Annotated in this window: 12 protein-coding genes; 4 read left to right on the top strand and 8 right to left on the bottom strand. The window is 45.0% G+C overall.

What is annotated here, in order from left to right; translation table 11 throughout:
- Positions 1–297: 297 nt before the first annotated feature.
- On the top strand, positions 298–828 hold the full coding sequence (gene hpt, locus BCT81_RS24625; RefSeq protein ID WP_061032638.1) for a hypoxanthine phosphoribosyltransferase: 531 nt from the start codon (positions 298–300) through the stop codon (positions 826–828).
- Between the two features lie 72 nt (positions 829–900).
- Here hpt and can read toward each other — a convergent pair whose 3' ends face one another.
- Positions 901–1,569: a carbonate dehydratase gene (can, locus tag BCT81_RS24620; protein ID WP_004738177.1), complete on the bottom strand. Its 669-nt coding sequence runs from the start codon at positions 1,567–1,569 to the stop codon at positions 901–903.
- 286 nt (positions 1,570–1,855) lie between these two features.
- Here can and BCT81_RS24615 point away from each other — a divergent pair, with 286 nt between their 5' ends.
- From BCT81_RS24615 to BCT81_RS24605, 3 genes are all read left to right on the top strand, one after another.
- Positions 1,856–3,487, top strand: a complete 1,632-nt coding sequence (locus tag BCT81_RS24615; RefSeq protein ID WP_171367390.1) for a SulP family inorganic anion transporter — start codon at positions 1,856–1,858, stop codon at positions 3,485–3,487.
- 325 nt (positions 3,488–3,812) lie between these two features.
- Positions 3,813–4,730 (top strand): ABC transporter ATP-binding protein, encoded by a 918-nt coding sequence (locus BCT81_RS24610; protein WP_102426164.1) that lies wholly within the window; start codon positions 3,813–3,815, stop codon positions 4,728–4,730.
- 1 nt (position 4,731) lies between these two features.
- Positions 4,732–5,502, top strand: a complete 771-nt coding sequence (locus BCT81_RS24605; protein WP_004738182.1) for an ABC transporter permease — start codon at positions 4,732–4,734, stop codon at positions 5,500–5,502.
- Positions 5,503–5,623: 121 nt separating this feature from the next.
- On the opposite strand, the gene panC is transcribed toward BCT81_RS24605, so the two are convergent.
- From panC to sfsA, 7 genes are all read right to left on the bottom strand, one after another.
- Complete coding sequence (panC, locus tag BCT81_RS24600) at positions 5,624–6,514, bottom strand: pantoate--beta-alanine ligase (RefSeq protein WP_102426163.1); 891 nt, start codon at positions 6,512–6,514, stop codon at positions 5,624–5,626.
- 8 nt (positions 6,515–6,522) lie between these two features.
- A complete protein-coding gene (gene panB / locus BCT81_RS24595; RefSeq protein WP_004738184.1) occupies positions 6,523–7,317 on the bottom strand; it encodes a 3-methyl-2-oxobutanoate hydroxymethyltransferase in 795 nt (264 codons plus the stop codon).
- A 22-nt stretch (positions 7,318–7,339) separates the two neighbouring features.
- Positions 7,340–7,825, bottom strand: a complete 486-nt coding sequence (folK, locus tag BCT81_RS24590) for a 2-amino-4-hydroxy-6-hydroxymethyldihydropteridine diphosphokinase (RefSeq protein WP_008222704.1) — start codon at positions 7,823–7,825, stop codon at positions 7,340–7,342.
- The gene (gene pcnB, locus BCT81_RS24585) at positions 7,822–9,177 is read right to left on the bottom strand and encodes a polynucleotide adenylyltransferase PcnB (RefSeq protein ID WP_061032480.1); all 1,356 of its coding nucleotides are present in this window, start codon (positions 9,175–9,177) and stop codon (positions 7,822–7,824) included. Before pcnB ends, folK begins: the two co-directional genes overlap by 4 nt.
- Positions 9,178–9,360: 183 nt before the next feature.
- Entirely contained in the window at positions 9,361–10,236 is an 876-nt protein-coding gene (gluQRS, locus tag BCT81_RS24580) for a tRNA glutamyl-Q(34) synthetase GluQRS (protein ID WP_102426162.1), read from the bottom strand.
- Between the two features lie 190 nt (positions 10,237–10,426).
- Entirely contained in the window at positions 10,427–10,873 is a 447-nt protein-coding gene (dksA, locus tag BCT81_RS24575) for an RNA polymerase-binding protein DksA (RefSeq protein ID WP_004738189.1), read from the bottom strand.
- Between the two features lie 135 nt (positions 10,874–11,008).
- On the bottom strand, positions 11,009–11,752 hold the full coding sequence (sfsA, locus tag BCT81_RS24570) for a DNA/RNA nuclease SfsA (RefSeq protein WP_061032482.1): 744 nt from the start codon (positions 11,750–11,752) through the stop codon (positions 11,009–11,011).
- Between the last annotated feature and the right edge of the window lie 183 nt (positions 11,753–11,935).

Below are 11,935 nucleotides of genomic sequence, written 5' to 3'. Positions count from 1 at the left end.
TTATTATTATTTAAGCCAAGATGAGTGTAATGGTGCATATGCGAATGGTCAATCCTTTGAGCTTATTTAATAGACAGTTACATCAAACTTGATACATAAAGCGTGATCCACATTGATGTGAAAGGAGGCGACTATCAGACAAAGCACAAGTGCACATTTCATTGATAATCTGACAGTAAATTGGAACCATAAGGTGGTGTGGGTATTTGAGCAGTGCTAGACTTACGCACAAATTGAGCGGCACCAATGGCAAAACTGTCTACACTTGTCGCAATCACCAAACAAAATGAGAGCAGTATGAAGCATACAGTTGAAGTCATGATCTCTGAGCAAGAAGTTCAGGATCGAGTAAACGAACTAGGCAAGCAGATCACGGAACATTACCAAGGCAGTGAAGATTTGGTTTTAGTTGGCTTATTACGTGGATCGTTTGTCTTTATGGCGGATCTTGCTCGTGCTATTGATTTAACTCACCAAGTTGATTTCATGACCGCGTCTAGCTACGGCAACAGCATGGAAAGCTCACGTGATGTTCGTATTTTGAAAGACCTAGATGACGACATCCAAGGTAAAGACGTTCTGCTTGTTGAAGATATTATCGATACTGGTAACACACTGACTAAGGTAAAAGAGATCCTGAGCTTACGTGGTCCTAAATCTATCGAGATCTGTACGCTACTAGACAAGCCTTCACGACGTGAAGTTGAAGTGGACACTAAGTGGATTGGTTTTGAGATCCCAGATGAGTTCGTTGTTGGTGTTGGTATCGACTACGCTCAAAAATACCGTCACCTGCCATACATTGGCAAAGTTGTACCGCAAGAGTAATCACTACACTTGCCGACACAAGACATTAAAAAGCCCGCTTGATGCGGGCTTTTTGTATTTTGATAGAGATAATTAGCCTTGTTGGCTAAGAAGAGGCGTCGTTAAGATTTTGTTTAATGCTTCAATGTGGCTGCTCTCTAATGTGTCGATACTTGAGCAACGTACGCCAAGGTCTTGTAACTTGCCATCACCAATGCCATATACCACACCGTGGATCTCGACCTCTTGGCCGCGTTCCCATGCACTTTGCATAATGGTTGAGTTACCTAGGTTGTAAACCTGCTCTGCGACGTTAATCTCACAAAGCTTGTCACCCCACTGTTCACGTGGAAGCGCTTCGATCTCTTTACGATATTTTAGGTAGTTATCGCGAATGTGCAGTAACCAGTTGTTGATAAGGCCTAGTTTCGGATTATCAATTGCCGCATTAACACCGCCACAACCGTAGTGACCACAGACAATAATGTGTTTCACTTTAAGCACATCCACTGCGTACTGAACAACAGATAGACAGTTTAGGTCTGTATGAACCACTTGGTTGGCCACGTTTCGGTGAACAAACAGTTCTCCAGAATATAAGCCAGTAAGGCGCTCGGCTGGAACTCGGCTATCTGAACAACCTATCCATAGAAAACCAGGGCTTTGACCCTCTTCAAGCGTTGTAAAATACTCAGGTCTTTCAGAGCGAATTTCTTCAGACCATTTGGAATTGTTCTCAAAAAGCTGTTTTATTTCTGGCATCTTGCTTCTTACATCCCTCAATTAAGATGCTTAACTATACACAATGTTACAAATTCAATCTCGTAAAAACTGCGTCAAAATGTACTCATCTGACTTGTTCTAGTACGGAAAATCATAAACTTAGCCCACTATCAATAATCCGGTTATAAGACATGAATAATGTGATTGAATTAACACTTTCTGAACACTTGATACATTTGTTAAAGTGATAAGGTTTGTCATTTCATCATCAGGAAGGTGTGTTTTGTTTGGAAGTCGTTTTACGGATATCAATCTCAAAGGGGATATGTTTGGCGGTGTGACTACAGCCATCATCTCGTTACCTTTAGCATTGGCATTTGGTGTTGCTTCTGGCGCGGGAGCTGAAGCTGGCTTGTGGGGCGCCATTATGGTTGGTCTATTTGCAGCATTGTTTGGCGGTTCGAGTAGTTTGATTTCTGAACCTACCGGCCCGATGACGGTTATCATGACTGCCGTAATGACGAGTATGGTTGCTAAATATCCTGAAACGGGTATGGCAATGACTTTTACTGTCGTGATGATGGCCGGTGCATTCCAAATATTACTTGGCACGTTAAAGCTTGGAAAATACGTTACTTTGATGCCATATAGCGTGATCTCCGGATTTATGTCGGGTATTGGCGTTATTCTGATTATCTTGCAGTTGTCCCCATTGTTAGGACATGCAGCCCCATCTGGTGGTGTAATGGGCACGCTCTCTGCTTTGCCTGATACGCTAGCAAACTTAAAAGTGAGTGAGCTATTTCTAGGTGCGCTGACACTCGGTATTCTGTTTGGCTTCCCGGCTAAGTATCGTAAATATGTACCGGCGCAACTGGTCGCGTTAGTGGCCGTCACTCTGTTGTCCGTTATCTTCTTCGATACTGATTCTATTCGTCGTATTGGTGAAATCCCAGCAGGTTTACCTTCTCTTGTTGTCCCAACTATCAGTGCTGAACAATTCACGACTATGGTTATCGATGCCTTGGTACTTGGTACATTAGGTTGTATTGATACGCTTTTGACCGCTGTTATTGGGGACTCATTAACTCGTAAAGAGCATGACTCTGATAAAGAACTGCGTGGCCAAGGTATCGCAAATATGCTTTCCGGCTTGTTTGGTGCGTTGCCAGGTGCGGGTGCTACCATGGGTACCGTGACCAACATTCAGGTCGGCGCTCGCTCTCCACTGTCTGGTGTGATTCGAGCATTAGTATTGGCGTTAGTGGTTTTGGTCGCTGGTGGATTAACCGAGCCGATTCCTATGGCTGTGCTGGCGGGTATTGCGATGTATGTAGGCTTCAACATTCTCGATTGGAGTTTCATTCAGCGTGCGCACAAGGTCAGTTATGCGGGCATGGGCGTCATGTATGGTGTAATGCTGCTAACCGTATTTGTTGACTTGATCATCGCGGTTGGATTGGGTGTATTTATCTCGAACATTTTGATTATTGAAAGATTGAGCCGTGAGCAAGCCAGACAAGTTAAGGCGATCAGTGATGGTGATGATGAAGACGATATCCCATTGACCGACAGCGAACGTCAGTTACTGGATAATGCCAACGGCAAGGTTTTGTTCTTCTATCTATCAGGGCCGATGATCTTCAGTGTCTCAAAGGCGATTTCACGTCAGCACTCAAGTATTTCTGATTATGAAGCAATGATTTTAGACCTAACCGATGTACCTATGATTGATGTTACGGTTGGTCTTGCGCTAGAGAATGCAATCAAAGATGCGCTAGACGCTCAATGTGAGGTGTACTTGTTGTGTCCGAATGAGAATACGCGTCAACAGCTGGAGAAGTTCCACGTAATTGATTTAGTACCGGAATCGAACACATATCGCTTCCGTTATGAAGCTTTGACAGCTGCAACCAGCTACGTTGAGAGAGACGAGCACCAATTTGAATCGGTTTAATATTCTTATTAACTCTCTGTGACTGAACAATAGTTATTAATGTTGGTCATGAATTATTAATATCAGGAAATACCGCTAAGTGAATGTCTTAGCAGTATTTTTTGTCTGTGATATTCGATATAAAGCTTTATGCAGCCTTCGCTCTTTTAAGTTTTATAACGAAACCGCTAATCGATATTTGTATTCATCGTCATTCAACGATAAACTTGTTTGCAAAATGGCCGCGTACATTCTCTTGAGCTAGTTCAACTGGTTCATTTCAGGTTTCCTTCTCTTCATCCTGTCCGGCTAACTACACTATTTATAGCAAATGGCAATTATCTCTATGTATGCATTAGAAATTGAGCAATTAAGAAAAACTTATGCGGGTGGCTTCGCGGCACTTAAAGGCATCAGTTTACAGGTAGCAAAAGGTGACTTTTACGCGCTACTTGGTCCAAATGGTGCGGGCAAGTCCACCACCATTGGCGTTATCTCTTCGTTAGTAAATAAAACCTCTGGCAAGGTTAAGGTATTCGGCTACGACATTGATACCGATCTGGAGCTGGCAAAGCAAAACCTTGGCTTAGTTCCTCAAGAGTTTAACTTCAACCCGTTTGAAACGGTCGAGCAGATCGTTTTGCAGCAAGCGGGTTACTACGGTGTACCTAAAGCACTGGCAAAAGAGCGAGCGAAAAAATACCTATCTCAACTCGATTTGTGGGAAAAACGCGGCGAACGTGCGCGTAACTTGTCTGGTGGTATGAAACGCCGCTTGATGATCGCGCGTGCGCTGATGCATGAGCCTCAGCTGTTAATCCTTGATGAACCTACGGCTGGTGTTGATATTGAACTGCGCCGCTCGATGTGGGAATTCCTCAAAGAGATCAATGAGAAGCAGGGCATTACCATTATCTTGACCACGCACTACCTAGAAGAAGCGGAAATGTTGTGTCGCAACATCGGCATCATTAATCGTGGTGAGTTGATTGAGAACACCACCATGAAAGCGCTACTAGGTAAGTTGAGCGCCGAGACCTTTATTTTAGATCTTGAAGAGGGCGTGACTGAACCTAAGCTAGAAGGCGTGAATAACCAAGCCTTGGTGAATGGTTCTTTAGAGATCGAAATTGATAAGAACCTAGGTTTGAACACCATCTTTGCTCAGTTGAGTGAGCAGAATGTGAAAGTCCTCTCGATGCGTAACAAAGCTAACCGTCTAGAAGAACTGTTTGTAAGTATCGTGCGTGAGGGGAGTAAATAATATGTACAGCCTATATTGGACCGCTTTTCGCAGCTTGCTGACCAAAGAGATCAACCGTTTTACTCGTATTTGGGTGCAAACGTTGGTTCCACCTGCAATTACTATGACGCTCTATTTCATCATCTTCGGTAACCTGATTGGTGCGCGAATCGGTGAAATGAATGGCTTTAGTTACATGGAGTACATAGTGCCGGGTTTGATCATGATGTCGGTAATCACTAACTCGTACTCGAATGTGGCTTCATCATTCTTTAGTGCCAAATTCCAAAAGAACATTGAAGAACTGCTGGTTGCCCCTGTGCCAAACTACGTGATCATTGCTGGTTTCGTGATGGGTGGTGTGGTGCGCGGCCTATTGGTCGGTACTATCGTGACCTTTGTTTCTCTGTTCTTCGTTGACCTTCAGGTTGATCACTGGGGCGTGATTATTGCGACCGTTTTCCTAACATCGGTGGTATTTGCGTTAGGTGGTCTTATCAACGCGGTATTTGCACGTACGTTTGATGACATCTCAATTATCCCTACCTTTATTCTGACGCCGCTTACTTATCTTGGTGGTGTGTTCTACTCAATTAGTCTGTTGCCCGAATTTTGGCAGGGTGTGTCGAAGTTGAACCCGATTGTCTACATGGTGAATGCGTTTAGATATGGCTTCTTGGGTGTGTCTGATGTGGGTATTGTGACGTCGTTTGGCGTACTAGGTGTGTTTATCGTTGTACTGTATGGCATTGCACATTACCTAGTGACTAAGGGTATTGGCTTACGCAGCTAACTCCGACGTCCCTGAATTGCAGATAAAGAAAAAGGTCGATATCACATCGACCTTTTTTATGTTCTGCGTTTGTGCTTTTGCTTTGCATTAAGAGCTTGTTTACGCAAAGAGAAGAAAGCGATTACTCAGCAGTTTCTTCTTTCACTTCTTCTTTGGTTTCCGCTACCAAGTCGAGAACTTGGTTGTCGATAAGACGCGTCTTACCTAAGAAAGCCGACATAAGAATCACAGCTTGAGTCGATTCTGAAGTGATGGCTTGCAGAGTTTTAGCATCACAGATGAAAATTTCATCTGGTTGCAGATCTGCTGCGCGAAGCTGGTCTGTCGCATCTTCAATCACTGATGCGTAGTCATCACGTCCACCACGAATTGCGCTGCTGATCCAACGCATAGTGCGCGCTAGAACCGGTGCACGTTGGCGCTCATCAATAGTCAGATTGCTATTGCGAGAGCTCATTGCTAAACCGTCCATTTCACGAACCGTTGCAACGCCTACAATTTCAATGTCTAACGCTAAGTCAGTTGTCATTTGGCGAATGACAGCAAGTTGCTGGAAGTCTTTCTCGCCGAAGCATGCAAAATCTGGCTGAACGATGTTAAACAGCTTAGTGACAATCGTCGCTACGCCACGGAAATGACCTGGACGAGACGCACCTTCCAACATGTGAGATAACCCTGGTACTTCAACAAACGTCTGTTTGTCTAGGCCATCTGGATACATCACTTCTGGTGTCGGTGTAAATACCAGTTCAACGCCTTCGCCCGTTAGTTTGCTTAGATCCGCTTCTAACGTGCGAGGGTAGTTGTTCAGGTCATCGGCACGATCAAATTGCATCGGGTTAACAAAGATGCTTACCACGACGATGTCTGCTAGTTCACGAGCCTTCTTTACCAGAGTAAGGTGGCCTTCATGCAGGTTTCCCATCGTCGGAACAAAAGCAACCGTACGTCCATCACGCTTAAACTGTTTAATCTGCTCACGAAGAGCCGCTATTTCAGCAAAAGTTTGCATACTTACTCCTAAGCGATTGTATGAGCATCATCAGGGAAGCGTGCGCTCTCTACTTCTTCTTTGTATAGAGCTACTGCTTTGCGCATGTCACCTGTTTCTGCTAGGAAATTCTTAGAGAACTTCGGCATGTAGTTCGCAGAAATACCGAACATGTCATGCATAACCAAGATCTGACCGTCCGTAACATTACCTGCACCAATACCAATAACTGGCACGTGACAAGCTTCTGTAATTCGTTTTGCCAATGAAGCAGGTACACATTCAAGTAGAACGATTTGAGCACCTGCGTTTTGCAGTGCTAGTGCGTCAGCAACCATTTTATCTGCTTGGTCGTCATCGCGACCTTGAACCTTGTAACCACCAAAGATGTTCACAGATTGCGGCGTTAAGCCTAAGTGTGCACATACTGGTACTGCGCGTTCTGTTAGCATCTTCACAGTATCAACCAACCAGCTTCCGCCTTCGATTTTTACCATGTTCGCGCCAGCACGCATCAAGGTAGCTGCGCTCTCACAAGCTTGCTCTGGAGTCGCGTAGCTCATGAAAGGCATGTCAGCCATAAGAAGACAGTTAGGGCTACCAGCACGCACAGAGCGAGTGTGGTAGGCGATGTCTTCAACGCTTACTGGTAATGTGTCGTTATGGCCTTGTAGAACCATACCCAGTGAGTCACCGACAAGCAGAACTGGCATCTCTTGGCTTTCGAATAATTGAGCAAAGCTCGCATCGTAAGCTGTTGACGTCGCGAATTTACGGCCTTCACGTTTACACTTGATCAGGTCGTTAATGGTTACTTTTTTCATTGGTTTTCCTTAATGCGCCTGGCTATTGCTGCCAAACATTGAGCCCGTTTTTATCTACAATTTTCAGTAGTTCTGTCAGCTCAGTCCCATCAGGGAGTTGTAAACTTGGTGCGATTTCAGCAAGCGGGTAGAGTACAAACTCTCGTTCTTTCATTCCGTAATGAGGAACGGTTAAGCGCTCTGAATCGATCACCTCATTGCCGTACAACACGATGTCGAGATCCAAGGTTCTTGGTCCCCAGCGTTCGTCTTTACGGACACGCCCTTGTTCTAACTCGATTTTTTGAGTGCAATCAAGCAGTTCAATAGGCGTTAATTCGGTTTTAATCGCGACTACCGCATTGATGTAGTCCGGCTGATTTTGCGGTCCCATTGGAGTGCTACTATATAGCTGAGAGGTCGCAATAAACGTTGATCGCGGTAGGCTTTTTAGCGTTTCGATAGCCAAGTTTGCTTGGCTAACTGGGTCGGCAAGGTTGCTGCCGACCGCAATATAAGCAGTTATCATTCGGCTTGCTTACTCTTTTTGTTTCGGTAAGTCTTACGGCGACGATGACCTGACTTTGATGGTGCTGCTACGTCGTTAGCCATTGCTTGACGCATGTTGCGACCAGCTGTCTGATAACGCTCCCACCATTTAGCTAACTCTTTTGTCTCGCCACCTTCAATCTCGCCACGCATCTCTAAGAAGTCGTAACCAGCGCGGAACTTGTTGAGCTCCATTAGGCGAACGGCACGTTTACCGTTGCGGCGAGGTAGTCGCAGTTGCAGTTGCCAAACTTCACGAATGGTTGCTGTGTGGCGACGAGGGATAGCAATGGATTTTACTTGCTGATCAAGAATGATGTTACTTGCTTCCATGATCGCGTCGTAGTGTGCCATGCCTTGTTCAGAGACAAGCTTGTCTGCCAGTTTGTTCATTGGGTACCAAAGAATTGCGGCAAACATGAACGCTGGGTTTACTCGCTTACCATCTTCGATACGAAGGTCGGTAGAGTCGAGTACCAAATCAAGCATCTGTTCAGTCGGTGAGTCGTAATCTTCAGTGAAGTACTCAGCTACTGCTGGGAACATTTGCTGGAATAGGTTGTATTCACGCATCAGGTGGTAGGTCTCTAAACCGTAGCCTGATTGAAGCAGTTTTAGAGATTCTTCGTAAAGACGTGCTGCTGGGATGTCTTTTAGAAGGTGCGCCAAACCTTCAATTGGGTCGGCGGTGTCTTCTTCAATGTCAAAGTCCAGCTTCGCTGAGAAACGCATTGCACGCAGCATACGTACAGGGTCTTCACGGTAGCGTGTCTCTGGATCGCCAATTAGGCGGATCAGCTTGTCTTCTAAATCTTCTACACCACCTGCGTAATCGTGGATGCTGTAGTCTGCAATGTTGTAGTACATCGCATTAATAGTGAAATCGCGACGCTCTGCATCTTCATCAACACTGCCGTACACGTTGTCGCGTAATAGCATGCCTTCTTTCGATTGTGCAGATACGTTTTTAGATGGCTCTTGATGGTGACCTCGGAAAGTTGCCACCTCAATGATGTCACGACCAAACATGATGTGTGCCAAGCGGAAACGACGGCCGATTAGGCGGCAGTTTCGGAAGAGGTTCTTGATCTGCTCTGGCGTAGCGTTGGTCGCAATATCGAAATCTTTTGGTTGAGAGCCAAGTAAGATATCACGGACACCACCACCGACTAAAAATGCGTCAAAACCCGCACCATTCAGGCGATATAGTACTTTTAGTGCGTTATCGCTGATCTGCTTACGTGAAATATTGTGCTCTTGGCGAGTATAAATATTCAGTGCTAGTTCGTGGAATCCGCGTTGTTCGCTTGGGGTATTGTCGTTTGTATTCATTAGTTTAGAACAAAGTAGGTATCGCCAACTTTGTTTTTCTCTTAGTCCAAAGTGGTAGTGCAGAGTTTAATTGCGGCTAATAATAGCTTAGCGCGAGCCATTTGAGAACATCGTCTGCTTAACCACAGGGGTTGGTTATGGCATTTTTGTGTTTCGTTTTTACTATTTGCCGTTAGTTTTGAGCTAATTGCAGTGTTGTTTTTGTAAACTATCAGGTAATTGAGCAACGTTCCATTGCTGGCAGCCCCATGCCAATATCTCATCGATTGAAGCCTCACAAACAGCTTTAGGAACCTCAAAGCCTAAGAACTGCATGGCATTGAGCAGTGTTGGTTTAGGGTTATCGAGGTCAATAGCGGTAGCGTGGTTTTGCTTTGATAGTTTATTGCCAGACGCATCGGTCGCTAACGGCAAGTGCAAGTAGCTCACTGTGTTTTGTTTCAGTGTCTTATAAAGACTTATTTGGCGGCCCGTAGGTTCGATGAGATCAGCGCCTCTCACCACTTCCGTTACGCCTTGCTCGATATCATCAAGTACCACGGCCAAGTTATAAGCAAACAAGCCATCGCGGCGTTTGATGATGAAATCCTCTTCAGCCAATGCTTTAGGGATTTGAATGGTGCCATGGCGAACATCGTCGAATGACTCGACGGGGAAATCCATACATAAACGCACGGCTTGCTCGCCCGTATCAATTAACCCCGCCTGTCGACAATGGCCATTATAGAAACCACCCAAGGCTTTTATCTGTTTGCGCGTGCATTGGCAGTAGTAGGCTTGGTTGTCAGCCACCCATTGATCAATTTGCGCTTGGTATAGGTCGTGACGTTGGCTCTGATAAACGACTTTTCCATCCCAAAATAGGTGGTAAGCCTCAAGCGTCTTAAGAATCAGGTCTGCAGCGCCAGCCATCTCTCTTGGCGGATCTAGGTCTTCCATACGGACTAACCATTGTCCCTGATGAGATTTTGCTTGGAAGTAGCTGCCAAGAGCAGCAACCAGTGAGCCAAAATGAAGAGGACCTGACGGTGATGGTGCAAAGCGCCCGATATAATTCATATGTGAACAACCTAATCTAGAGGGTACCGCAGTAGCCGATTCTTAAGACGTTTAATGTGTTTATTGCATGCAGTGAGTATTGTTGCTGCTTAGTACTCGTTTTAACACTGCTCATTGCTATCTAAGGCATCTCGCTTAGGCAGCAAACAAAAAAGGGAGCCAAAGCTCCCTTTCTTTACATCCGCAAGTATTAACCTTGCATTTGTTTCTCTTTGATCTCTGCAAGTGTTTTACAGTCAATACAAAGGTCAGCAGTTGGACGAGCTTCAAGGCGACGAATGCCAATCTCGATACCGCAAGAATCACAGAAGCCGAAATCATCTTCTTCGATCTTGTCTAGTGTCTTCTCAATTTTCTTGATTAGACGACGCTCACGGTCACGGTTACGTAGCTCTAGGCTGAATTCTTCTTCTTGAGAAGCACGGTCAACTGGGTCTGGGAAATTCGCTGCTTCGTCCTGCATGTGGTGCACAGTACGATCAACTTCTTCCCTGAGCTGGTTGCGCCAAGCTGCTAAAATTTTTGTAAAATGTTCCGTTTGCTCAGGTGACATGTATTCTTCACCTGGCTTTTCTTGGTACGGTTCAACACCTGCGATGGCTAGGATGCCTAGCGCTTTTTTCTTAGATTCTGGCATACAGCATCTCCTATTTACACCTAGTCAACTGCAAAGCAGCTAATTTTAAGGCGGGTATCTATAGCAGAAAGAACGAATGGTGGCAAATACTCTTATTCAAACTTGCAATCAATGTGATTTGTTCAACATCTTTGTTCAGTTATTGATAAATTCAACAGATTGTTTTAGTTGTATTTGAGTACTGCTGAGCTCTGCTTTGTAGCAAAGCACTTCAACTCCAGCGTCTTGTGCTTGTTTTAGTAATAACGAATATTTGGCGTCTATATGGTGTGCCGCAGACACTTTTTCAATACCTGAATGTAAAACAGTGAATAAAAGTACGGCTCTATTTCCAGATTCGACCATTTCTGTGAGTTCACGCAGATGTTTTTGGCCTCTGGTTGTCACCGCATCAGGGAAAAAACCTTGCCCCTCAGTAGAGGTCTCTTGCTTAGTTGGCTTTTGTTGCTCGTCGAGTAAGGTGACGCTTTTTACTTCGATATAGCAAGGCGGCTTTTCGTTATCTTCAAGCAGAATGTCAATTCGACTATTCTCGCTACCATACTTCACTTCGGTTCGTAACGCGTTATAACCTAAGAGTTCAACTATAGTCTTATTTTCAATTGCTTCCACTGCTAGCTGGTTTGCTCGCGCAGTATTTACACAAATCCGGTGACCTTTGTCCGTTTCTGAGATCTCCCAGCTGTTTGGGTACTTTCTTTTTGCATTATCGGAGGTTGAATACCACACAGTGTTACCCGGAGTCGCGCATCCTGTCATCGCTCCAGTGTTGGCACAGTGAATAGTACGCTCGCTGCCGTCGGGAAGTTTGATGTCAGTGAGGAAACGTTTGTAGCGTTTGATAAGAGTCGCTGACTCTAATGGTGGATTGAACTGCATATTACTTATTTAGACGGGTAGGTTTTTATGTACAATGTTGCCAACATTACACCACAAGGTTCTCCCATTGCCACAACTGCCCATAGAAGCTGTGATGCCAGATCTGCTCGCTGGCGTAGAAACACACACTCAACTAATTCTTAAAGCGGCTCCCGGTGCGGGTAAGTCAACATTCTTCCCTTT

This window comes from Vibrio sp. 10N.261.52.A1 (assembly GCF_002876325.1).
Taxonomy (GTDB): Bacteria; Pseudomonadota; Gammaproteobacteria; order Enterobacterales; family Vibrionaceae; genus Vibrio; species Vibrio chagasii.
The sequence above is the reverse complement of the archived record's forward strand: the minus strand, read 5'-3'. Positions and strand labels throughout refer to the sequence as shown.

What these genes read in the sequence shown, in the direction of transcription:
- panC (WP_102426163.1), bottom strand. Translation starts at nt 6,514, where the DNA reads ATGCAAACTTTTGCTGAAATAGCGGCTCTTCGTGAGCAGATTAAACAG.
- sfsA (WP_061032482.1), bottom strand. Translation starts at nt 11,752, where the DNA reads ATGCAGTTCAATCCACCATTAGAGTCAGCGACTCTTATCAAACGCTAC.
- panB (WP_004738184.1), bottom strand. Translation starts at nt 7,317, where the DNA reads ATGAAAAAAGTAACCATTAACGACCTGATCAAGTGTAAACGTGAAGGC.
- BCT81_RS24605 (WP_004738182.1), top strand. Translation starts at nt 4,732, where the DNA reads ATGTACAGCCTATATTGGACCGCTTTTCGCAGCTTGCTGACCAAAGAG.
- dksA (WP_004738189.1), bottom strand. Translation starts at nt 10,873, where the DNA reads ATGCCAGAATCTAAGAAAAAAGCGCTAGGCATCCTAGCCATCGCAGGT.
- BCT81_RS24615 (WP_171367390.1), top strand. Translation starts at nt 1,856, where the DNA reads ATGTTTGGCGGTGTGACTACAGCCATCATCTCGTTACCTTTAGCATTG.
- can (WP_004738177.1), bottom strand. Translation starts at nt 1,569, where the DNA reads ATGCCAGAAATAAAACAGCTTTTTGAGAACAATTCCAAATGGTCTGAA.
- BCT81_RS24610 (WP_102426164.1), top strand. Translation starts at nt 3,813, where the DNA reads ATGTATGCATTAGAAATTGAGCAATTAAGAAAAACTTATGCGGGTGGC.
- gluQRS (WP_102426162.1), bottom strand. Translation starts at nt 10,236, where the DNA reads ATGAATTATATCGGGCGCTTTGCACCATCACCGTCAGGTCCTCTTCAT.
- pcnB (WP_061032480.1), bottom strand. Translation starts at nt 9,177, where the DNA reads ATGAATACAAACGACAATACCCCAAGCGAACAACGCGGATTCCACGAA.
- folK (WP_008222704.1), bottom strand. Translation starts at nt 7,825, where the DNA reads ATGATAACTGCTTATATTGCGGTCGGCAGCAACCTTGCCGACCCAGTT.
- hpt (WP_061032638.1), top strand. Translation starts at nt 298, where the DNA reads ATGAAGCATACAGTTGAAGTCATGATCTCTGAGCAAGAAGTTCAGGAT.